Annotated in this window: 19 protein-coding genes; 10 read left to right on the top strand and 9 right to left on the bottom strand. The window is 71.0% G+C overall.

Translation table 11 applies throughout. The features are described 5' to 3' along the window. The first annotated feature begins 8 nt into the window (after positions 1–8). Together ACFRKB_RS03630 and ACFRKB_RS03625 are read left to right on the top strand one after the other, a co-directional pair. Positions 9–1,388: an alanine racemase gene (locus ACFRKB_RS03630; RefSeq protein WP_383102969.1), complete on the top strand. Its 1,380-nt coding sequence runs from the start codon at positions 9–11 to the stop codon at positions 1,386–1,388. A gap of 20 nt (positions 1,389–1,408) precedes the next feature. After that, the gene (locus tag ACFRKB_RS03625; protein WP_383102967.1) at positions 1,409–3,013 is read left to right on the top strand and encodes an N-acyl-D-amino-acid deacylase family protein; all 1,605 of its coding nucleotides are present in this window, start codon (positions 1,409–1,411) and stop codon (positions 3,011–3,013) included. A 290-nt stretch (positions 3,014–3,303) separates the two neighbouring features. Here ACFRKB_RS03625 and ACFRKB_RS03620 read toward each other — a convergent pair whose 3' ends face one another. The 7 genes from ACFRKB_RS03620 to ACFRKB_RS03590 form a co-directional block, all read right to left on the bottom strand. After that, positions 3,304–3,711, bottom strand: coding sequence for a DoxX family protein (locus tag ACFRKB_RS03620; RefSeq protein ID WP_383102966.1), 408 nt, complete (start codon positions 3,709–3,711; stop codon positions 3,304–3,306). 68 nt (positions 3,712–3,779) lie between these two features. Next, on the bottom strand, positions 3,780–4,406 hold the full coding sequence (locus ACFRKB_RS03615) for a TetR/AcrR family transcriptional regulator (RefSeq protein ID WP_383102965.1): 627 nt from the start codon (positions 4,404–4,406) through the stop codon (positions 3,780–3,782). Then, positions 4,403–6,421: a CocE/NonD family hydrolase gene (locus ACFRKB_RS03610; RefSeq protein ID WP_383102964.1), complete on the bottom strand. Its 2,019-nt coding sequence runs from the start codon at positions 6,419–6,421 to the stop codon at positions 4,403–4,405. The genes ACFRKB_RS03615 and ACFRKB_RS03610 overlap by 4 nt, the downstream gene beginning before the upstream one ends. Positions 6,422–6,515: 94 nt before the next feature. After that, positions 6,516–8,141, bottom strand: a complete 1,626-nt coding sequence (locus ACFRKB_RS03605) for a dipeptide ABC transporter ATP-binding protein (RefSeq protein ID WP_383102962.1) — start codon at positions 8,139–8,141, stop codon at positions 6,516–6,518. After that, complete coding sequence (locus ACFRKB_RS03600; RefSeq protein ID WP_383102961.1) at positions 8,141–8,992, bottom strand: ABC transporter permease; 852 nt, start codon at positions 8,990–8,992, stop codon at positions 8,141–8,143. The genes ACFRKB_RS03605 and ACFRKB_RS03600 overlap by 1 nt, the downstream gene beginning before the upstream one ends. Further along, positions 8,989–9,948, bottom strand: a complete 960-nt coding sequence (locus tag ACFRKB_RS03595; protein WP_383102959.1) for an ABC transporter permease — start codon at positions 9,946–9,948, stop codon at positions 8,989–8,991. The genes ACFRKB_RS03600 and ACFRKB_RS03595 overlap by 4 nt, the downstream gene beginning before the upstream one ends. A 5-nt stretch (positions 9,949–9,953) precedes the next feature. Beyond that, entirely contained in the window at positions 9,954–11,600 is a 1,647-nt protein-coding gene (locus ACFRKB_RS03590; RefSeq protein ID WP_383102958.1) for an ABC transporter substrate-binding protein, read from the bottom strand. A 231-nt stretch (positions 11,601–11,831) separates the two neighbouring features. On the opposite strand from ACFRKB_RS03590, the gene ACFRKB_RS03585 reads away from it, so the two are divergent. From ACFRKB_RS03585 to ACFRKB_RS03560, 6 genes are all read left to right on the top strand, one after another. Continuing rightward, positions 11,832–13,043, top strand: a complete 1,212-nt coding sequence (locus ACFRKB_RS03585; protein ID WP_383102957.1) for a pyridoxal phosphate-dependent aminotransferase — start codon at positions 11,832–11,834, stop codon at positions 13,041–13,043. 120 nt (positions 13,044–13,163) lie between these two features. Next, complete coding sequence (locus ACFRKB_RS03580; protein WP_383102955.1) at positions 13,164–13,550, top strand: SCO4983 family protein; 387 nt, start codon at positions 13,164–13,166, stop codon at positions 13,548–13,550. A gap of 187 nt (positions 13,551–13,737) precedes the next feature. After that, positions 13,738–14,823 carry a hypothetical protein gene (locus ACFRKB_RS03575; protein ID WP_383102954.1) on the top strand — a complete coding sequence of 362 codons (1,086 nt, stop codon included), beginning with the start codon at positions 13,738–13,740 and terminating at the stop codon, positions 14,821–14,823. A gap of 37 nt (positions 14,824–14,860) precedes the next feature. After that, positions 14,861–16,051 (top strand): toxic anion resistance protein, encoded by a 1,191-nt coding sequence (locus tag ACFRKB_RS03570; protein WP_383102952.1) that lies wholly within the window; start codon positions 14,861–14,863, stop codon positions 16,049–16,051. Between the two features lie 41 nt (positions 16,052–16,092). Continuing rightward, positions 16,093–17,691, top strand: coding sequence for a substrate-binding and vWA domain-containing protein (locus ACFRKB_RS03565; RefSeq protein ID WP_383102950.1), 1,599 nt, complete (start codon positions 16,093–16,095; stop codon positions 17,689–17,691). After that, entirely contained in the window at positions 17,678–18,283 is a 606-nt protein-coding gene (locus ACFRKB_RS03560; RefSeq protein ID WP_383102948.1) for a hypothetical protein, read from the top strand. The genes ACFRKB_RS03565 and ACFRKB_RS03560 overlap by 14 nt, the downstream gene beginning before the upstream one ends. Positions 18,284–18,373: 90 nt before the next feature. Here the strand turns inward: ACFRKB_RS03560 and ACFRKB_RS03555 are convergent, their stop codons facing one another. Next, positions 18,374–18,928: a GNAT family N-acetyltransferase gene (locus tag ACFRKB_RS03555; protein ID WP_383102946.1), complete on the bottom strand. Its 555-nt coding sequence runs from the start codon at positions 18,926–18,928 to the stop codon at positions 18,374–18,376. 18 nt (positions 18,929–18,946) lie between these two features. Beyond that, positions 18,947–20,293: a hypothetical protein gene (locus ACFRKB_RS03550; RefSeq protein ID WP_383102944.1), complete on the bottom strand. Its 1,347-nt coding sequence runs from the start codon at positions 20,291–20,293 to the stop codon at positions 18,947–18,949. A 354-nt stretch (positions 20,294–20,647) separates the two neighbouring features. Between ACFRKB_RS03550 and ACFRKB_RS03545 the strand changes: the two genes are divergently transcribed. Both ACFRKB_RS03545 and ACFRKB_RS03540 read left to right on the top strand, forming a co-directional pair. After that, positions 20,648–21,082 (top strand): ATP-binding protein, encoded by a 435-nt coding sequence (locus tag ACFRKB_RS03545; protein ID WP_383102943.1) that lies wholly within the window; start codon positions 20,648–20,650, stop codon positions 21,080–21,082. Then, complete coding sequence (locus tag ACFRKB_RS03540) at positions 21,082–21,570, top strand: hypothetical protein (RefSeq protein WP_383102941.1); 489 nt, start codon at positions 21,082–21,084, stop codon at positions 21,568–21,570. The genes ACFRKB_RS03545 and ACFRKB_RS03540 overlap by 1 nt, the downstream gene beginning before the upstream one ends. Positions 21,571–21,625: the final 55 nt, after the last annotated feature.

Here is a 21,625-nt window from a genome sequence, read left to right as displayed (position 1 = left end):
GAGGCTCCATGGCCGCCGGCCGACGAACGGACGAGCTGAACGGGCTGCACGGGCCGGACGGACTGGACGGGCCGAAGGAGGCGAAGGAGGCGAAGGAGGCGAGCAGTCCGAGCGTGCTCAAGGCGCTCGACGCACTCAGCGGCGAACGCGTCGACCACCGCTTCAAGTCCCTCCCTCCGGACGCGGACGGCCTGACCGTCGGCGCTCTCGCCGCCGAGCGCCGCTCCCTGTTCACCGGCGGCTTCACCACCCCGGTCCTCGCCCTCTCCGCCGAGTCGGTCGAGCACAACCTCGCGCTCCTGGAGACCTACTCCGAGCGCCACGGCCTCGCCTTCGCCCCGCACGGCAAGACCTCCATGTCCCCTCGGCTCTTCGCGCGCCAGCTGGAGCACGGCGCCTGGGGCATCACCGCCGCCGTACCCCACCAGGCCCGCGTCTACCGCGCGTTCGGCGTCCAGCGGATCTTTCTCGCCAATGAAGTGGTCGACGCGGCGGCGCTGCGCTGGCTCGCCGCCGAGCTGGACAGCGACCCCGGCTTCCGCTTCGTCTGCTACGTCGACTCCGTACGCGGCGTCGAGCTGATGGACGAGGCCCTGCGGGCCGCCGGAGCCGGCCGTCCGGTGGAGGTCGTGGTCGAGCTGGGCGCGGGCGAGGGGGCGCGTACCGGCGCGCGTACGGAGGCGGAGTGCGCGGCGGTCGCCGACGCGGTGGCGGCCGTACCGACCCTGCGGCTGACCGGCGTCGCCGGTTACGAGGGCGAGGTGCCCGGGGCGGACGGCGAGAGCGTCCGCGCCTGGCTGCGCCGACTGGTCGCGCTGGCGGCGGAGTTCGACGCGGCGGGGCGGTTCGACGGCACGGACGAGATCGTGCTCAGCGCGGGCGGCAGCGCCTGGTTCGACGCGGTCGCCGACGTGTTCGCGGACGTCCCCGCCCTCTCCCGGCCCGTGCTGAAGCTGCTGCGCTCCGGCGCGTACGTCTCGCACGACGACGTCCACTACCGCCATCTCACCCCCTTCAACCGGGTCCCCGAGGAGGGCTCCCTCCAGCCCGCCTTCCGGCTCTGGGCGCAGGTCGTCTCCCGCCCGTCGCCGGAGCAGGCGTTCGTCAACGCCGGTAAGCGGGACGCGGCGTACGACCTCGACATGCCGGTGGCACAGGTCGTACGGGACGGCCGCACCGGCGAGATCCGCCCCGCGACGGGGATCACCGTGGCGCGCCTGTCCGACCAGCACGGCTGGCTGACCACGACATCCGACGCCGCTCTGGAGGTCGGTGACTGGGTCGGGATGGGGCTGTCCCACCCCTGTACGTCGTTCGACAAGTGGCAGCTGATCCCGCTGGTGGAGGCGGACGGCACGGTCACCGATCTCATCCGTACATTCTTCTGACCTCCGGGGGGCCTTCGCACATGGATCTCGTCATTCGCGACGCACGGGTCATCGACGGCACGGGCGGCCCGTCGTACCGCGCCGATGTCGGCATCGAGGACGGCCGGATCGCGGCGATACGGCGCGAGGGCGAGCCGCGCCCGTCCGGCGCCCGCGTCCTCGACGCGGCCGGGCTGGCCCTCTCCCCCGGCTTCATCGACATGCACGCGCACAGCGATCTCGCCCTGCTGCGCGACCCCGAGCACACCGCGAAGGCCGCGCAGGGCGTCACGCTCGAAGTGATCGGCCAGGACGGGCTGTCGTACGCGCCGGTGGACGACGCGACGCTCACGCAGGTCCGGCAGACGATCACCGGCTGGAACGGCGGTGCGCCCGGGGATACGACCGTCGACTTCGACTGGCGCACGGTCGGCGAATATCTCGACCGGCTGGATCGCGGCATCGCGGTCAACGCGGCGTATCTGATCCCGCAGGGCACGGTCCGTATGTACGCGGTCGGCTGGGACGACCGGCCCGCGACGGACGCCGAACTCGCCCGTATGAAGCGGCTGGTGGCCGAGTCGATGGAGCAGGGCGCGGTCGGGATGTCCTCGGGGCTGACCTACACGCCGGGCATGTACGCGGCCGACGCCGAACTCACCGAGCTGTGCCGGGTGGTGGCGGGCTACGACGGCTACTACTGCCCGCATCACCGCTCGTACGGCGCCGGGGCGCTCCAGGCGTACGAGGAGATGGTGACGCTGACCCGGGACGCGGGCTGCGCCCTCCACCTCGCCCACGCCACCATGAACTTCGGCGTGAACAAGGGCAGGGCGCCCGAACTGCTCACGCTCCTCGACGAGGCGCTGGCCGCGGGCGCGGACATCTCGCTCGACACGTATCCGTACACGCCGGGGTGTACGACGCTCGTCGCGATGCTGCCGAGCTGGGCGAGCGAGGGCGGTCCCGACGCGATCCTGGAGCGGCTGCGCGACGAGGCGACCGCCGAGAGGATCCGCCATCACATGGAGGTCATCGGCGCGGACGGCTGTCATGGCGTGCCCATCGAGTGGGACACCATCGAGATCTCCGGGGTCACGGCCCCCGCTCTCGCGGACCATGTCGGCAGGACGGTCGCGGACTCGGCGGCGCGGGCGGGCGAGGCGCCGTGGACCACGGCGCGCCGGCTGCTGATCGAGGACCGGCTCGGCTCGACGATCCTCCAGCATGTGGGCCACGAGGAGAACGTCCGGCAGATCATGCGCCACCGCGTCCACACGGGCGGCAGCGACGGCATCCTCCAGGGCGCGAAGCCGCATCCGCGCGCGTACGGCACGTTCCCGCAGTATCTGGGCCGGTACGCGCGGGAGCTGGGCGTCCTGACCCTGGAGGAGTGCGTGGCCCACCTCACCGCCCGCCCGGCCGCCCGCCTCCGCCTCCCCGACCGTGGCCTGGTCCGCGAGGGCTACCGCGCGGACCTGGTCCTCTTCGACCCGGACACCGTCGCGGCGGGCTCCACCTTCGAGAAACCGCGCACGCTGCCGGTGGGCATTCCGCATGTGCTGATCGACGGCCGCTTCGTGATCGAGGACGGCCGCCGGACAAGCGCCCTGGCGGGAAGGTCGGTGCGCCGGACGGGACGGTGAGCATCACCACCAGATCGATCAGGTTGATCGACCATCGCGTAGATGAGGGTCGCACCGCTGCCGCTCCCGCTCCTCGGCCCGCGCCCAGACGTCTGCGGCTTCCTGCTTCTCCGCAGAAGTAAAGGCGCCGTGCTCCCGCTCGTACCCCTCCAGATACGCCAGTGCCGCCTGATTACGCCCTTCACCGATTCCTGGTCCTGTTTGTTCGTCCATCATGAACGCGAATTCAACCAGCGATTTGATGGGTGATCCGGACCCGGCCGACGCGGTGGCCCGAACCGGGATTGCCCTCAGACCGAGGCCAGACGCAGCACCAGCGCCGCGACAGCGAGCAGGAAGATGACGACAACCGGCGCGATCGCGTAGTCCTTGGCCCGCAGATGCGCGACGGCGGCGCCGATGAAGTAGAGGACCACGCCGATCGCGGCGGCGACGCCGAGCGGCGGCACCCAGAGTCCGACGATCAGCCCGACGGCGCCCGCCGTCTTCAGCGTGGCAAGGCGCGGGAGCCAGCTCTCGGGCACGCCGAGCCCGGTCATCGAGCCGACGATCTTCTCCTGCCGGGTGAAGGTACCGACGGCGGAGCCGGTCAGGACGGCGGCGAGCAGGATGCCGACGACGGCATAGGCGATGAACACGATGACCTCTCGGAAGACACGGGCGGGCCCGGCTGGACAGGGCCGCCATCGGCCAGGCATGGCCGAATTCCTCAGCACCTTACTTTAAGTAAGTTACGAAGGCCAGGCCCGCGCACACCCGCGTTCCGCTATCCCTCCAGTTCCACCTCGACCAGCCGGCGGAGATGCCGGCGCGCGTCCGTCGTCGTGAGGGGTGGGGACTGGCGGAGGCGTTGGAGGGCCAGGCCGTCGGCCAGCGCGGCGAAGCGTACGGCGAAGTCGGCCGGGTCGTCGCAGTGGAAGTCGCCCTCGGCACGGCCGCGTTCGACCAGGGCGCGGATCTCGCCGTGCCAGCTCTCGTAGCGGGCGGCCTGGCCGCGGGCGAACGCCTGGTCGCGGTCGCCCGCGTTCCAGTAGTCGAACCACATCCGCCAGTGCCGGTCGGTGTCGTCCGTGAAGAGCGCGTCGATGAGCAGCCGCAGCCCCTCCGCCGCGCGGGTCGCCCGGTCCGCGGCCTCGCTGAGCGCGCCGTAGTAGCGCTCGATGTGCAGCACCATCGCCTCGGAGAGGACTTCCTGCACGCTCTCGAAGTGGTACGTGACCGTGCCGACCGACACCCCCGCCGCCGCCGCGACATCGCGTACCCCGACCGCCGCCGAGCCGCGCTCCGCTATCAGCGGCACCGCGGCCTCCGCGATGAGCCGGCGGCGGACCTCGGTGGGCTGGCGGGTGCGCCGGGAGGCGTCGACCGCGCGCCGCGGTGTCCGCGCCGTCATCCGGATGTCCTGGGGGTCGTCCTGTGCCAGCCGCGCTTGGCCACTGTCTCTCCGTTCGCCCGTGCTTCGAGCCCGCTGTCCATGACGAACTCCGTTGCCGTGGCGCTCAGTTCCGTACGGGTGGTGATCTCGGCGTCCCAGCCGTCCGGGCGCCGCAGCCGGATCGTCCACCGGGACTCCGCCACGGCCGACAGGGGATCGTCCGCACGGATACGGTACGTCTCGCGCGCGCTCTCCTCGTACCGCAGGCCGTCCGGATAGGTGCGCGAGCCGCCGTAGTTCGGGTCCACCTCCAGGGTCCATTCCCCGGTCGCGACCTCGTGCCGTACGACTCGCTCGGGGGTACGCGGCCCGGCGGGCGGGCCGGCCGTCACCGGCAGCGGCGGGGCCTGCTCCGGCTCCTCGAAGCGGAGGGGGGCGCGGCCCCTGTCGTACGCCGGGTCCCGTACGGGCAGCAGCACCGCGCTCTCACCGGGGAGCACCGTCAGCCGGCCGCGCTCGCCGTGCGGCCAGACCCAGGGCCAGTACGCGTCGGAGACGGCGACACGGACGCGGTGTCCCGGCGGGAACGCGTAGCCGGTGGCGGTCAGTTCCCACTCGACGTCCTCGTACGTCCCCGGCACCCACGCGTCCGCCCGCTCCCGGCCGTGCCGCGACATCAGGTTGAGCACGCCCCGGGTGACGAGCGTGGACGAGCCGTCGGGCGCGACATCGCAGATCCGGGCGATGACATGGGCGCGCGGGGTGGCGCTGTCGAGCCGCAGCCGGACACGCGGACGGCCCAGGATCTCCACCCGCCCCGTCAGTGGCGCCGAGTCGAAGCAGACGGAACGGCCGTCCTCCTCGCGCTGGTCGGGCGGCAGATCGGCGGGGTTGCCGAAGGGGAAGAAGCGGCCCGCGTCGACCCCGGTGTGCTGCGGCGACCGAACGACCACGGGAGCCGCGCCCCTGTCGCCCAGCGGACGCGCGTCCCAGCTCACGGACGGCGACGGCCAGTTGTCGTCGCCGACCCAGCGGCCCGGCATCGTCGCGTACGAAGGGGCGGGCGGGACGGGGTCGTTGAGCCAGGAGCGCAGCAGCGGCTCGGACATCACCCCGGTCTCCTCGTCCTTCAGCCAGTGGTCCCACCAGCGCAGGGTCTCCTGGAGGAAGCCGATCGCCGGGCCCGGCGGCAGCCCCCGGTCCGGGTACTGGTGCGACCAGGGCCCGATCAGCCCCCGTACCCGCGCCGGGTCCAGATGCTCGACCAGCCGCAGCACGGTGTCCCGGTACGGATCGGCCCAGCCGCCCACCGCGAGGACGGCCGCGTCGAGGGCCGTGTAGTCCTCGCAGACACTGCCGTGCCGCCAGTAGTCGTCGCGTTCCTGATGGGCGAGCCAGGTGTGCAGATACGGTTCGATCGCGTCGAGCCGCTCCCGCCACATGGGCAGCCACCGGTCCGCGCCGACGTGCGCCGGGTCCGGCGGCCGGCCGGTGAAGGCGAGCATCGTGCCGGCCCAGGCGAGCATGTCGATCCCGAGGACGGCGCCGCCGGTGTAGTGCACGTCGTTGTCGTAACGGTCGTCCGTGGAGCAGACGGTGACGATCGCCTTGAGCGGTTCGGGGCGCAGGGCGGCGATCTGGAGGGCGTTGAAGCCGCCCCAGGAGATCCCGAACATGCCGACCTTGCCCGAGCACCAGGGCTGCGCGGCGAGCCAGTTGACGACATCGACGCCGTCGGCCAGCTCGGTCTCCGTGTACTCGTCGAGCATCACGCCCTCGGAGTCCCCGCTGCCGCGCAGATCGACCCGCACGGAGGCGTAGCCGTGCCCGGCGTACCAGGGATGGCGCTGGGCGTCGCGGGGGGCGGTCCAGTCGCTCTTGCGGTACGGGAGGTATTCGAGGAGGGCGGGGACGGGGGCGGTGCCGGCGCCGGCAGGGCGCCAGACGCGGGCGTGGAGGCGGGTGCCGTCGCGGGTGGGGATGTGGAGGTCCTCTACGTGGACCTCGTGGTCGAAGTGGTGCCGGTACTTCACGTTGCTCCTCTTGTGCGGGTGCGATGCGCCTGCGGCGGGCTGTTCCCCAACCCGCCCCTTCCCGTAACCGGGGCTCCGCCCCGGACCCCGGTCCTCAATCGCCGGACGGGCTGCCATTCAGCGTCGCCGCCATCAAGCCCCGCGTATACGCGTGCTTCGGCGCCCCGAACACCTCCTCCGTGGGCCCCTCCTCCACCACCACCCCGTCGCGCAGCACGATCACCCGGTCGGCGATCCCGCGTACCACCGCGAGGTCATGGCTGATGAAGAGGCAGGCCAGCTGCCGCTCCCTGCGCAGATCGTCGAGCAGCCGCAGCACCTCCGCCTGGACGGAGACATCGAGCGCGGTGGTGATCTCGTCGGCGATCAGCACGTCCGGTTCGCCGGCCAGCGCACGGGCGATGCCGATGCGCTGGCGCTGGCCGCCGGAGAGCTGTGCGGGCAGCCGGTCGGCGAGGGCCGGGTCGAGGCGTACGTCGGCGATGAGTCGGCGGGCGCGGGCGGCGGTTTCGGGGCGGGTGGCCGTCGTGCCGAAGAAGCGCAGCGGGCGCCGTACCGCGTCGCCCACCGAGCGCCGGGGGTTCAGCGAGGTGTCGGCGTTCTGGAAGACGAGCTGGATCTTCCGCCGCAGCGACGGCGGACGCCGGCGTGAAGGGCGGGTGAGGTCGCCCGCCTCGTGGGTCATCGTGCCGCCGGACGGCGCCCGCAGGCCCGCCAGCGACCAGGCGAGCGTGGACTTTCCGCTGCCCGACTCCCCCACCAGCGCCAGGATCTCGCCGCGCCGTACCTGGAAGGAGACGCCGTGGACGGCGCGGGTGGAGCCGTAGTCGATGGTCACATCCCTTACGGCCACGGCCTCCGGCGCGTCGGCGGGCAGGACGGCCCTCGGCCGGATCTCCCGGCTGCCGTCCTCCCCGACCAGCGCCAGCCCCTCGTCCGTCAGGCGCGGGACGCTGGCCAGCAGGCGCCGGGTGTACGGCTCGGCGGGGGCGGCGAAGAGCCGGCGCGTGGGCGCGGACTCCACGACGCGGCCCGCGCGCAGCACGGTCACCTGGTCCGCCATGTGCGCGACCACCCCGAGGTCATGGCTGACCAGGACGGCGGCGAGGCCGAGTTCGGCGCGCAGCGCGCCGATGAGGTCCAGGACGCCGCGCTGGGTGACGACATCGAGGCCGGTGGTGGGTTCGTCGAGGACGAGGATCCGGGGACGTGCCGCGATGGCCATGGCGATGGCCACGCGCTGCTGCTGGCCGCCGGAGAGTTCGTGCGGGTAGCGGCGGGCGAGTTCGGCGGGGCGTGGCAGACGGACCTGTTCGAGGAGTTCCAGCACGGCGGCGGAAGTGGCGGCCCGTCCGGCGGCCTTGTCCCGCAGCGCTTCCCCGATCTGCTTGCCGATCCGCATGGACGGGGTCAGCGCGTGTCCGGCGTTCTGCGCGACCATCGCGACCGTACCGCCGCGCAGCCGTCTCAACTCCCGTGCGGGCAGGGCGAATACGTCCTTGCCGTCGACCCGTACCGTGCCCGCCGTGATCCGCGAGCCATGCCGCAGATGGCCGAGGAGCGTGGCGGCGACGGTCGACTTCCCGCTGCCCGACTCGCCCACCAGGGCCAGGGTCTGCCCCGGGTGGACCTCGGCGGAGACATCGGCGACGACGGGGATGTCCGCGCCGCCCGAGCGGTAGGCGACACCCAGTCCGGTCACGGAAACGATGGGGTCCATCAGGATCCCTCCCTTGTCCGGTCGACGCCCCACGCCTTGGAGAGGCCGTCGGCGGCGAGGTTGAGCCCGACCACGAGCGTGGCCAGGGCGATGATCGGCGCGAGGCTCGCCATCGGTACGACGGTGATGGCGGTGCGGTTCTCGGCGACCATCAGCCCCCAGTCGGGGGTGGGCGGATTGGCGCCGAAGCCGAGGAACGACAGGGAGCTGATCAGCAGCACCACCCAGGAGGCGCGCATCGCGAACTCGACACACACCACGTCGGTGATGTTGGGGAGCACCTCGCGGCGCAGGACCGGCCAGATCCCCTCGCCCCGGGCGCGGGCGGCGGTGACGTAGTCGGCGGGGACGACGGCGAGCGCGGCGCCGCGTACGACCCGTACCACCTGGGGTACGTAGACGACGGCGATGGCCGGCACGATCACCCACGGCCCCGAGCCGAGCGCCGTGACGATGACCAGCAGGGCGAGGATCGACGGCACGGACAGCACCGCGTCGAGCACCCGCATCAGCGCGTCGTCCAGCCGGCCCCCGCGCAGGGCGGCGGCGCAGCCGAGCACGGTACCGAGCGCGACGGTCAGGACGGTCGCGGCGGCCGAGACGCCGAGCGCGTACCGCCCGCCGTACAGCACCCGGGTCAGTACGTCGCGCCCGTACTGGTCGGTGCCCGCCCAGTGGTCCGCGCCCGGTCCGAGCAGCGCCCGGGAGGAGTCGCCCACGGTCGGCGCGTAGGACGTCAGCAGCGGTGCGAGCAGCGCGACGGCCACATGGACGGCGACGATCGCGAGTCCGATGGTGGCGGCGCGGGAGGAGCGTACGGTCCGCCAGGTTCTGATGACTGCGGTGCTCATCGGGCCCTGCCTCCTCGGGTACGGAGCTTGGGGTTCAGGGCCATCGCGCCGAGGTCGGCGGCGAGATTGCACAGGACGTACACGACCGCGCTGATCAGGGCGATGGCCTGGATGACGGGCAGATCGCGGTTCTGTACGGAGGAGAGCATCAGCTTGCCGATGCCCGGGTAGTTGAAGACGTTCTCGACGACGGCGACGCCGCCGATCAGCCAGGCCACGTTCAGCGCGATCACATGCAGGGTGGGCAGCAGGGCACTGGGCAGCGCGTGGCGGGTGACCACGCGCCAGGAGGACAGGCCCTTGAGCCGGGCGGTGGTGACGTACTCGCTCGCCATCACGTCGATGACCGAGGTACGGGCCATGCGCACGATGTACGCGGCCATCACGACCGCGAGCGAGGCGGCGGGCAGCCAGACCGCCGGCAGCAGCTGTCCGGTGGTGGCGCCGGGGCCGTAGAGCACCACGGCGGGGAACAGCGGCAGGGCGACGGAGAAGGCGAGCACCAGCACGGTCGCCACGACGAACTCCGGGACGCTCATCCCGACCAGGCTGACGGTGGAGATGAGGTGGTCGGGCCAGCGGTCCCGGTACAGCCCCGCGACGACGCCGAGCACGAGCGAGCCGGTGACCGCGAAGAGGACGGTGACGAGGGCGATCAGCAGCGAGTTGCCGAGATACTGCGCGACCTCGCCGCCCACGGCCTTGCCCGAGACGAGCGAGACGCCGAAGTCGCCGTGCAGCGCGCCCTTCACCCACTCGGTGTAACGCTCCCAGGCGGGCTGGTCGAGGCTGAGTTTCTCGCGGAGCGCGGCGACGGCGGAGGGGGTGGCGTCCTTGCCGAGCACCTGCGTGGCGACATCGCCGGGCAGCGCCTGGACGGCGAGGAAGACCAGGACGGACGAGAGCAGCAGCGTGCCGAGCGCGGAGACGACCCGGCGGGCGATGAAGGTGAACACGCTCCTCACGCCCCCTTCAGGCCGATGCCGAGATAGTCGAACTCGAAGCCGTACTCCGCGTAGCCGCGCACCTGCCGGGAGATCCCGACGAGCCGGTCGGCGAACATCGGGGTGATCGCCCCGCCCTTCTCGATGACGAAGGTCTGCGCCTCGCCGTACAGCTCGCGTCGGCGGGCGTCGTCGGTCTCGGCCCGCGCCCGGTCGAGGAGCGCGTCGAACGCCGGGTCGGACCAGGCCGTCTCGTTGTAGCCGGAGCCGCCGCGGAAGACCTGGTTGAGGAGCTGGTCGACGGGCCTGCCGGTGAACCAGTACGTGGCCATCAGCGGCTTCTTCATCCAGATCTGGGTGTAGTAGGAGTCCGCGGCGGCCGTCTTCACCCGGATCCGGATCCCGGCGCGCGCGGCGGACTCCTGATAGGCGAGGGCCATGGGCGTGAAGATCGGGTCGTAGGAGGAGGTGTAGAGGTCGACCGCGAGCCGTTCGTGACCGGCCCGCTTGAGCAGATGGCGGGCCTGCTCGGGGTCGTGGACCGGGTGCGCGGCGATGTGATGGGGGTCGATGGGCGGTACGGGGTTGTCCCAGCCGGCGGTGCCCGCGCCCTGGAGAGCGACCTTGAGGATGTGCTCGGGGTCGTACGCGAGCTTCATCGCCTGCCGTACCCGTACGTCCGTGAAGGGCTTCTCGGTGGTGAGCATCGGCAGGACGTACCACTGGGCGGCCTTGGCGCGGGCGATGGTGGCGCGGTCGGAGGCGGCGACGACCCGGGCGGTGGCGAAGTCCAGATTGGTCTGGGAGAGCAGATCGACCTGTCCGGCGAGCAGGGCGTTGGAGCGGGCCTGCATATCGGCGACGGAGGAGAAGTCGATGGCGTCCAGGACCGGGCGGCCGGCCCAGTGGTCCTCGTACGCGGTGACGCGGCCGGGTCCCGCGGAGGTGAAGGAGGACAGCTTGAAGGGGCCGGTGCCGATGCCGGTGCGGCCGATGGAGCGGGCGCTGCCGTCGGGGACGACGTAGCAGTTGTAGTGCGTGAGCAGGCTGGGGAACTCGGCGTTGGCGGTCTTCAGCGGTACGACAAGCGTGTGCGGGTCGGGGGTGCGCAGCGTCTTCGGGTCGACGAGCGGGGCGAGGACGGCGGCCTGCGGGGAGGCGGTCGCGGCGTCGAGGATATGGCGCAGGGTGTAGGCGGCGTCGGCGGCGGTGAAGGGGCGGCCGTCGTGGAAGGCGACGCCCCGGCGGAGCCGGAAGGTCCAGGTCCTGGCCCGGTCGTCGGGCTCCCAGGACTCGGCGAGGTCGGGGGCGAGATGACCGTCGGGGCCGATGCGGACGAGCCGGTTGTAGAGGGCGCCCAGGTATTCGTACGCGGACAGCGCGCTCGCCGGGTCCAGGGTCTCGGCCTCGGAGGCGGGCGGCCGGGCGATGCGCAGGGTGCCGCCGGGGGCGGGCCGGCCGGACGGGGCGGCGGCGGGCACGGCGCCGGCGGCGGGGCCCGCGCCCGGCCCGGAGCCCGCGCCGGAGCAGCCGGTGAGCAGCCAGGAGGCGCCGAGTGCGGCGCCGCCCGCCGCCGCGGCGGCGAGGAGGGACCGCCGGGGTATCGACTGCTCGGCTGTCTGCCGGGGTGTCCCGGGCGGTGTTCGCTGGGAGGTGTCGGACATGTACCGGGCACCCTTCGCGTTATTCGTTCAGTCGAACGATTGGGTGAAGTGCGTGAACGATAGCCAGCCGCCACGACCGCGCCAACCCCCCGACCGCGGAAATTAACCGGAGAAATCCACTCGTTACCCGGTGCGACCCGGCCCGCGCGACGGCGCGGCGGGGGGCGAACCCGCCCGGACGTGGCCAAAACCACCGAGCACCCCCGCCCACAGCGCCGTAAGGTGGCCGCCATGCAGGTCATCCAGTCGACGAAGCTCGCCAACGTCTGTTACGAGATCCGGGGCCCGGTCCTCGATGAGGCGATGGCGCTGGAAGCAGCGGGCCACCGCATCCTCAAGCTCAACACCGGCAACCCCGCGGCCTTCGGCTTCGAGTGCCCGCCGGAGATCCTTGAGGACATGCTCCGCAATCTGTCCGGGGCACACGGCTACGGCGACGCGAAGGGGCTGCTGTCCGCGCGGCGCGCGGTGATGCAGCACTACCAGACCAAGGGCATCGAGCTGGGCGTCGAGGACATCTACCTCGGCAACGGCGTCTCCGAGCTGATCCAGATGTCGATGCAGGCGCTGCTGGACGACGGCGACGAGGTGCTCGTCCCCGCCCCGGACTATCCGCTGTGGACCGCGTCGGTCTCCCTCGCGGGCGGGACGGCCGTGCACTACCGCTGCGACGAGCAGGCGGAGTGGATGCCGGACCTCGCCGACATCGAGCGGAAGATCACCGACCGGACCAAGGCGATCGTGATCATCAACCCGAACAATCCGACCGGCGCCGTATACGGCGAGGAGATGCTCGGCGCGCTCACCGAGATCGCCCGGCGCCACGATCTGGTCGTCTGCTCCGACGAGATCTACGACCGGATCCTCTACGACGGGGCCACGCACACCCCGACCGCCGCCGTCGCGCCCGATCTGCTCACCCTCACCTTCAACGGGCTCTCCAAGAACTACCGGGTGGCCGGGTTCCGCTCCGGCTGGCTGGCGGTCTGCGGGCCCAAGGGGCACGCCGGCTCGTACATCGAGGGGCTGACGATTCTGGCCAATATGCGGCTGTGCGCCAATATGCCGTCGCAGCACGCGGTGGCCACGGCGCTGAACGGCCGGCAGTCGATCCAGGATCTGGTGCTGCCGGGCGGCCGGATACTGGAGCAGCGGAACACCGCGTACGAACTGCTCACCTCGATCCCGGGCGTGACCTGCGTCAAGCCCAAGGGCGCGCTGTACCTCTTCCCCCGGCTGGACCCCAAGGTCTACAAGATCAAGGACGACCGGCAGATGGTGCTCGATCTGCTGCGGGCCGAGAAGATCATGGTCGTGCACGGTACGGGGTTCAACTGGCCGGAGCCGGACCACTTCCGGATCGTGACGCTGCCGGCGGCGCAGGATCTGGCCGACGCGGTGACCAGGATCGGGACCTTCCTGGGCGGATACGCGCAGCCGTAGGGCTCGATCACGTGATCACCCGCCGACAGCTGCCGGACCGCACCCAGTTGCCGGACCGCACTCAACTTTAGACTGAATCCAAGGTAGGATGGTCTCCTGACGATGCCAGGAGGCCCTCCCATGTACGAGCCGATCCGTACCAAGTCGGTCCACGCGCTGGCCGACACCGCCGACTTTCCGCACCGCAGCCGCGAGGAAGAGCTGAACATCCAGCTCGCCGGGCATCTCTCCGCGCTGCTCGCCGTCACGGACGAGCTGGGGCTCGACGAGGCCGCCGAGTCCATCGCCGGACAGATCGCCAGGCTGCGCGGGGCCCCGCCGGCCCGGCACGCGGGGCTCACCGGCGCCGATCCGGCCGCGCTGCACCGCCGTGCCCTCGCCCTCGCGGGCCGCGCCCTGGTCGTCGCCGCCTCGCGCGCCGACACGGCGGCGGCGATCCTCTCCGCCGAGCGGATGGACGCGCATACCGCCGCGCTGCGCGAACCGCGTCTCGTCGGCGCCCCCTGACGGCCCCGGTCCACGGGCCGCGGAGGCGCGCGGACCGGGTGCCACACATGACGTGAGCCAGGTCGCGTCCAGGTGCGGGCGCGCCGCACGTGAACGCGCCCCTCCGGTTCCGCACCGGGATCGGCCCTTCACCTTCCGTACACCCAACTCCCCCCAGAACATTGGCTTCTGGGAGCACGCTTCCCTCGTGAAACGCATCGTAGGAATCGTTCTGGCGGTGCTGCTGATCGGCGGCGTGGCAGCGGCCGTCGTAGCAGGACGGGAAGACCAGGGCTCGGGCACGGCAACGAAGACCGTGCGGGGTGTGATCGGTTCGGAGAAGAGCGAGTTCTTCGCGGACCCCGATGTGGTGAAGGCCCTGGCGGACAAGGGCTTCGCCGTCAGGACGGAGGCCTCGGGCTCCTGGGCCATGGAGGAACTGCCGCTCACCGGCTATGACTTCGCCTTTCCCGCGTCCGAGGCCCCGGGCAAGGAGCTGGCCACGAAGCAGGGCGTACAGGGCGGCGTGCTGCGGCCCTTCTACTCGCCGCTGGTCGTCGTCGCGCACCGCCCGGTCGCCGAGGTGCTGGCGCGCAACGGGCTGGCCGCTCTCACCGGGAAGCCGGGCGCGGAAGGGCGTGGCACGTTCCGGATGGGCCCGTTCCTGGACGCGGTCCGCGCGGACCGCACCTGGCAGCAGCTCAAGGGCGCCTCGGCGCACGCCGAGCTGAACGGGACGGTCTTCATCAGCAGCACCGACCCCGAGACCTCCAACTCCGGGGCGCTCTATCTCGCCGCCGCGTCCTTCGTCGCCAACGGCGGACTCGTCAGCGACGCGGGCGGCGTCGACCGTACCGCGCCGCTGCTCAGGAAACTGATCGCGCCGCAGGGCGCCCAGAAGACCAGCTCCGACGCGCCGTTCCGCGACTTCATCAGCGGCGCGGGCAATCCGCTGGTGCTGGTGTACGAGTCGCAGGTGGCGTCGATGCTGCTCCAGAAGCAGGACGTCGGCGATCTGGTGGTGCTCTATCCGGACACCACGGTCACCAGCGACCACACCCTCGTCCCGCTCACCGACGACGGCCGCGCGCTTGGCGAGCTGCTCACCACCGACAAGCGGCTGCGCGAGCTGGCGGTACGCCACGGCTTCCGCCCGCAGGGCGTCCCGGCCGAGTTCACCGCCGCGACCGCCGCCTACACGGCCCATCTCGACCAGACACTGACCAGCGTCCACCAGGCGCCCGTGCCCACCACCCAGTGGCTTCAGGCGATGGCGCGGCGGAGCCGGTCCTGATGCCTTCCCGGCATCGGCACACACCCAGGGGGACCAGATGACCACGGAGAACACGGCGGGCGCGCCGAGCGAGCTGATTCTCACGCCGCCCGAGCCCGTCGCCCCGGTCCGTACCGAACAGGCGGCGGGGCTCGTACCGCTCGACGCCTCCGTACGCGAGGAGATGACCCGGCGCGCCACGGACTATGTCGGCTCGCTCGCCGGCCTCGACGCGCGCTCGCCCGAATTCACCACGCGCATCGGGGAGATCGCGGCCCTCGGCTCCGGCGAGATCCGCGGCGCCGCCCAGCAGTCCAACCGGATGCTGGACCGTACGGTCCGCTCGCTCGCGTCCGGCGGCGAGGACGCCCAGGCCCGGGTGTCGTCCTCGCTCGTCGAACTGCGCCGTACGGTCGAGGACCTGGACCCGCGCGACACCCCGGGCAAGGGCGCCCGCCGGCTCCTCTCCCGGCTGCCCGGCGGCAACAAGCTGCGCGACCACGCCGCCAAGTACGCCTCCTCGCAGGCCACGTTGAACCGGATCGTCAGCTCGCTCAGGGGCGGCCAGGACGAACTGCGGCGCGACAACGCCGCGCTGCACACCGAGCGCACCCGCCTGTGGGAGACCATGGGCAAGCTCCAGGAGTACGCGGTCCTCACCGACGCGCTCGACACCGCGGTCGGGGAGCGCATCGCGGCCGTCGACGCGACGGACCCCGCGCAGGCCGACGCGCTGCGCGCCGATGTCCTCTTCCCGGTCCGGCAGAAGCACCAGGACCTGCTGACCCAGCTCGCGGTGTGCGCGCAGGGCTATCTGGCGATGGATGTCGTACGGCGCAACAACGAGGAGCTGATCAAGGGCGTCGACCGGGCCGCGACCACCACGGTCTCCGCGCTGCGGATCGCCGTGATGCTGGCCTCGGCCCTGGACAACCAGCGCAAGGTGACCGAGCAGGTGAACGTGTTGCGCTCGACCACCGAGGACCTGATCCGGGGCAACGCGGAAATGCTCGCCACCCAGAGCGGTGAGATCCAGCGCATCGCGGCGGACCCGGCGGTCGGGGCGGAGACGCTGCGGTCGGCGTTCCAGCAGATCTACCGGACGCTGGACGCGATCGACACGTACAAGATCCAGGCGACGGAGTCGATGGCGTCGACCGTGGAATCTCTGACGGCGGAGCTCAAGATCGCGAGCACGCATCTGGAGCGGACCCGGTCCGCGGGCGCGCTGGAAGGCGGCCTCCAGTGAGACCGGTGAGATCGGCGAGATCAGTGAGATCAGTGAGACCAGTGAGACGACGGCTGAGGCTGACGGCCGCGCTGATCGCGGCCCTGCTCACCGCCACCGCCTGCTCGTCGGGCGGCGGTTCCGAGGGGTCCGGGAAAGGCGCCGACACCGCGTACCACCCGGGCACGCTGCGGGTGCTCGCCTCCAGCGAACTCGCCGATATGCAAGGCGTGCTGGACGAGGCCGAGCAGAAGACCGGCGTGAAGGTGCGCCCCACCTGGACCGGCACGCTGGACGCCGCCGAGCTGATCGCGTCCGGCAAGGCCGACGGGAGGTACGACGCGGTGTGGCTGTCGTCCAACGACTATCTGCGGCTGCGTCCGGGCGCGGCCGAGCGCCTGACCAACGAGACACCCGTCATGTCCTCCCCCGTCGCCCTCGGCGTCAAGGCGGCCACCGTCGCCCGGCTCGGCTGGCGGCCGGACGAGGTCACCTGGTCCCAGGTCCACCAGGCGGTGCTGGCCGGGAAGCTGACGTACGGGATGACCGACCCCGTACGCTCCAACTCCGGCTTCTCCGCGCTGATCTCGGTCGCCTCCGGGCTGTCGGGCGCGCAGTCCGCGCTGACGGACGCGGATGTGCGCCGGGCGGCGCCGAAGCTGAAGGAGTTCTTCACCGGGCAGCAGCTGACGTCCGGTTCCTCCGGCTGGCTCGCGACGGCGTACACCCGGCGCGGCAGCGTGGACGCGCTGGTCAACTACGAGTCGGTGCTGCTCTCCATGAACCGCGACAGCCACACCGGGCTCACCGTGATCCGCCCGAAGGACGGGGTGGTGACCGCCGACTACCCACTGACACTGCTGACTTCGGCTTCCCAGGAGGCCCGGGAGTCCGGCCAGGCGCTCACCGCGTATCTGCGCGGTGAGCAGGCGCAGCGGGCGCTGGCCGAGCAGACCTTCCGCCGCCCGGTCGTCCCGTCGGTGAAGCCCGCGGCGGGACTGGACACCGAGAAGCGGCGCGAACTGCCCTTCCCCGGCTCGCGTTCGGTCGCGGACGGGCTGCTCGACTCGTACGAGAACCAGCTGCGCAGGCCCTCGCGCACCGTGTACGTACTGGACACCTCGGGCTCGATGGAGGGCGAACGGCTGTCCCGGCTGAAGGCGGCGCTGGCCGGGCTCACCGGCACGGACGACTCCGCGACCGGGGAGCGCTTCCGGGACCGCGAGGAGGTGACGCTGATGCCGTTCGGCTCGTCGGTGAAGCGGGTCCGTACGCATACGGTGGACCCGCGCGACCCGGCCGCCGCGCTGGACGGGATCCGCCGGGACGCCGGGGCGCTGACCGCGTCCGGCGACACGGCCGTCTACAGCAGCCTGCGGGAGGCGTACGAGCGGCTGGGCACGGGCGGGGCCGACGCCTTCACCTCGATCGTGCTGATGACGGACGGCGAGAACACGGCGGGGAGCGGGCCCGGCGACTTCGACGCCTTCTACGCGAAGCTGCCGGCCGCCCAGCGGGCCACGCCCGTCTTCCCGGTCCTCTTCGGCGACTCGGACCGCGCGGAGCTGACGCGGATCGCGGAACTGACGGGCGGGCGGCTGTTCGACGCGACGCGCGGCTCGCTCGACGGGGCCTTCGAGGAGATCCGTGGCTACCAGTAGATTTCTCGGATACCTGGAGTCCCGCAAGAACCTCACGGGCAGCGCGGCGGGGCTGGCGGGACTGGCCCTCACCTTCACCGGACTCGCGGGCGCGTACTGGCCGGTGGTCGTCGCCGGGCTGTACGGCGCGGGCGCGCTGCTCGCCCCGCCCGAGCGCCCCGAGGCGCCGCCCTTCACCGATCCTTCGGAGCAACTGGACGAGCTGCGCGGCGACTTCACACAGCTCATGACCTATCTGGACGAGGTGGACCTGCCTCCCGCGGCGGCCGGCCGGCTCACCGAGCTGACCGAAACGCTGGCCGCCCTGCTGGAACCCGGCTGGGTCACGGACGCCCTGGCCCTGGACCCGGAGGCGGTCCACACCCTGTCCAGGGCGGTCCGCCAGGACATCCCGGAGTCGGTGGACACCTTCGTACGCACCCGCTGGTGGACCCGCCTCCAACCGGGCACCGAGCCGCCGGAACGCCATCTGGAGCGCCAGCTGACGGTGCTGTACGACGAGGCGCACGCGGTGGCGACGGCGCTGCGGGAGGCGGAGTCCCGCAGACAGGAGACGCATACGCGGTACTTGGAGGACCGCGGCAAGCACTGACCGGAATCAGCACGTGTACGCAGCGAACCCTCCAGTGCATCCCCTTGTCAGTACGAGTAGTTGCGGGTTGTCACGGGACGCTGCGTGCGATCAGTGCTCGCCGGGAGACCACTCCCGGTCGAGGATCGCGTGCACCACGGAGTCCCGCCATTCGCCGTTCTTCCGGATGTGCTCGCGGATGATGCCCTCGCGCACCATGCCCGCCGCGGTCATGGTGCGGTCGGAGGCTAGGTTCTCCGGAGATCGGGCGCCCCATACTCGGTGCAGATTCAGTTCCTCGAAGGCGAGGCCGCAGAGAAGTCGCACCGTTTCCAGGCCGTACCCCACGCCCCAGGACGCGGGGCGCAGGGCGAAGCCCATGGTTGCGGCACGTTGCTGATGCGGGTCGACAGCCAGCCGACCGAACCCGATCATCTCGCCTGTATGCGTATCGGTCACGGCGAGCGCGTATTCGCTGCGCGGCGTAGCTTGGGCAGACGCGATGGCCCGAACCGCTATGTTCTCCACCTCAGCCTTGCTGCGGGGCTCAAACGAGAGGTGTTGCGTCGCCTCGCTGCTGCCATAGATCGCGAACACGGCGTCCACGTCGTTGAGGCACAACTCACGGAGTGCGAGGCGGCGGCTGGAGCGCGTGATCGGGTACACGGAGCGCACCCTACTCGTCTAGGACCGGCCACCCGGCAGGAGGGCTGCTCGCCGAGGCGGGAAGGCCGCGATCTCCTCGCGAAGGTCCCTCGCGGCAACCGCTGTTCGTACTGGGCCGTGGCCAAGGGCTTCACGCACGCGCACGGCCGAAACCACGATGCCGTTGTTGCGGTAGGCCGGAGGCAGGGACAGAACAGAGTTCATGGCTTCACGAGCACCGTCCACGTCTCCGGTGAACAATCGGACAAGCGCCAGGTTGCACTGTGCGCCGGCGAGATCACCGAAGGCCCAGTCGGGGGATTCCCGGTCGCTGAATCCCACCACGGCCTGCTCCGCCTGGCGGGCCAGACCGTCGTCGCCATGACGAAGGAAAGTTTCGGCCTCCACCGTGTAGTAGAGCTGCTTGGTGTCGGAGTAGGTGAGCAGGCCACCCAGTTGGTCGAGTTCGTCCGGAACGATCCGCTCGCGCATGGCAGCCGCTGTCTCATTGGCTGCACGCACCGCATCGTCATTGCCCAGACTGGCCGCGGCACGGGCCTTGAGACCGAGCAGCCAAGGGGCGACAGTGCCTCGCAGATCGGCCGCAAGGGCCGCTCCCCTCTGCGCGTAGAAGAAGGCGTCCGTGGGTCGGTCAGCCCAGTACTCGATGAGCGACTGGAGGCCGTTGACGAGAGCCATCAGCCCGGCGTGCTGTGCGTCCTTGGCGAAGGCCGCCGCCACAAGCGTCATCGTCCGGGCCTGGTCGCGGTCTTCGAGGTCGTTACAGCCCTTCGCAACGACGAAGCTCAGGACGCCGGCCAGGAAGTTGGCATCCCGGAGTTGCGACGGGCTGAATCGCGCCGTCTCAATGAGGTGAAGGACGCGGTCATGCGCATCGAGCAAGTCCTCCCAGATGTCGCCCAGCGGTACACGCGGGTATTTGGTGACCAATCGCGCCACTTCGCTTTCCAGGAGAGGAAGCGAGTTCTCACCCACACGTGCCCGGTCTGCGTCCATGAGGAACTTTCTTGCGCGTCGTACGGCCATTGCGCCCGTCCTTTTCATTTCGCCCAGTGCCATACCGGAGTCGATGTGGCACTCAGAAAGTGATCCACTGGGAAGCCGCGGCATCGACTGAGGTTGGGCTCCGTCTGGAACCTGTTGCCAAAGGTCTTCGATGCCGCGGCCGAACATCGCGACGATCGGGGGTCGGAAGGCGTTCTGGGGTCGTCTGCCCTCGTACACCCACCCCTGGAACGTCTTATCCGCGGGTTCGTCGTACGGCCCCCCGGGAAGAGTCTTTGCCGCAGCCCGGTAGAACGGCAGAAACGCCTCATACCCCTTGATCCCCTGGGCCTCGAGCAGATGCCGGAAGACCGTCTTCATCGTCCCTCCTTGGCGAGGTAAGCCCAGCACGTCACCACTGGCGACGATAGAACAATGAATTCCCGAACAGGAGCCGTTCCAAAGGTAGTTACCCATTCCGAGGAGGATCCGAGGACTGCCTTCACTCCGGGGATAGCGATCCGAGGGCGGTCTGGGGGTAGCTCCGTCCGTTGCCCAATCGGGAGGATTCTCACAGACGGCTCCATTCCCGTGACTCTCTGTGAGTCAGTCAGGTCGTCCACCCAACAGCCCCTGAAGAGCCGAGGCCACCGAACACGAGGCGGAACGTCCGCCAGGGCGGATCGACGCCGCCTGCCGCGTGCTCCCCCGCTCCACCCTCTTTGGAGACCGCCGATGAGGCCTGCCACTTCCTTCCCGTCGCCCGCTGCGAAGCGGCTGCAGCGGACCTCGCGTGTCTTCGACGTGGCATTCACCCCGGACCCTGTTCGCGTCGGCCACATGCGCCGGATCACCAGGGCCTTCCTACGGCAGTGGAACGTCCACGGGCCACTCACCGAGAACGTCGTGCTCGTCGTCTCCGAGTTGGTCACCAACGCCGTCGAACACGGAAAGGGAGACGGCCGGCTGCGAGTCCGCCACCGCGACGAAGAAGTCCGCATCGAGGTCACCGACAGCAGCCCAACTCCGGCCCGGATGCGCCCGGCCGGCCACGATGACGAGTCGGGCCGCGGCCTGTTCCTCGTCGCCGAGCTCGCCTGGACCTGGGGTGTCAGCAACGACGGCACCACGACCTGGGCCATCCTCCGCGCCCCTGAGGGAAGGTCGTGATGGTCGCCGTGGACAACGCCACAGGCAACCTGCTTTTCCGTTCATTCTCCTCCGAAGACGAGACGCTGCGAAGGCTCGCCTTCTCACTGTCCCGTTCTCTGGCGGACGAGGAGATCAGCGACGATCTGTTCGACACGCTGGAGGACGTCCTCGGGGATCGGGCCCTGCCCGCGCCGGCAGGGCGAGCCCGCAGGACGGACGACCTCCTGGTCCGCCTCGGCTTGCCTCTGCCGAAGCGTCGCCACCAGGGGAAGGCCACCCTTCTGCTTCCAGAGGAAGCCGGGCGGATCACCAACCGTTTCCGCCGTGCGACGAGTCACCTCATGCAGGTTGTGCCGCACCGTGTCGCGATGTACCCCGCCGAGGAACTGCGGCTTCTCATCGCCCTGAGCGACGAGCGTCCGGACCCGGACCGGGCCGTAGCCCACCTCCGCAGGTTCGCGTTCGCCATCCTCGCCGTCCTTGACCTGATGGGAGACGACGCGTGACGTGCTCACCCAACCGCAGAGCATGGCGCCCCGTACCGGGATGCAAGGCACAACC

The sequence above is a fragment of the Streptomyces scopuliridis genome, assembly GCF_042790125.1.
Lineage (GTDB): Bacteria > Actinomycetota > Actinomycetes > Streptomycetales > Streptomycetaceae > Streptomyces > Streptomyces scopuliridis_A.
The sequence above is the reverse complement of the archived record's forward strand: the minus strand, read 5'-3'. Positions and strand labels throughout refer to the sequence as shown.

Coding starts and splice junctions, on each gene's coding strand:
- ACFRKB_RS03630 (WP_383102969.1), top strand. CDS start 9: ATGGCCGCCGGCCGACGAACGGACGAGCTGAACGGGCTGCACGGGCCG.
- ACFRKB_RS03625 (WP_383102967.1), top strand. CDS start 1,409: ATGGATCTCGTCATTCGCGACGCACGGGTCATCGACGGCACGGGCGGC.
- ACFRKB_RS03620 (WP_383102966.1), bottom strand. CDS start 3,711: ATGCCTGGCCGATGGCGGCCCTGTCCAGCCGGGCCCGCCCGTGTCTTC.
- ACFRKB_RS03615 (WP_383102965.1), bottom strand. CDS start 4,406: ATGACGGCGCGGACACCGCGGCGCGCGGTCGACGCCTCCCGGCGCACC.
- ACFRKB_RS03605 (WP_383102962.1), bottom strand. CDS start 8,141: ATGGACCCCATCGTTTCCGTGACCGGACTGGGTGTCGCCTACCGCTCG.
- ACFRKB_RS03600 (WP_383102961.1), bottom strand. CDS start 8,992: ATGAGCACCGCAGTCATCAGAACCTGGCGGACCGTACGCTCCTCCCGC.
- ACFRKB_RS03590 (WP_383102958.1), bottom strand. CDS start 11,600: ATGTCCGACACCTCCCAGCGAACACCGCCCGGGACACCCCGGCAGACA.
- ACFRKB_RS03585 (WP_383102957.1), top strand. CDS start 11,832: ATGCAGGTCATCCAGTCGACGAAGCTCGCCAACGTCTGTTACGAGATC.
- ACFRKB_RS03580 (WP_383102955.1), top strand. CDS start 13,164: ATGTACGAGCCGATCCGTACCAAGTCGGTCCACGCGCTGGCCGACACC.
- ACFRKB_RS03570 (WP_383102952.1), top strand. CDS start 14,861: ATGACCACGGAGAACACGGCGGGCGCGCCGAGCGAGCTGATTCTCACG.
- ACFRKB_RS03550 (WP_383102944.1), bottom strand. CDS start 20,293: ATGAAGACGGTCTTCCGGCATCTGCTCGAGGCCCAGGGGATCAAGGGG.
- ACFRKB_RS03545 (WP_383102943.1), top strand. CDS start 20,648: ATGAGGCCTGCCACTTCCTTCCCGTCGCCCGCTGCGAAGCGGCTGCAG.
- ACFRKB_RS03540 (WP_383102941.1), top strand. CDS start 21,082: ATGGTCGCCGTGGACAACGCCACAGGCAACCTGCTTTTCCGTTCATTC.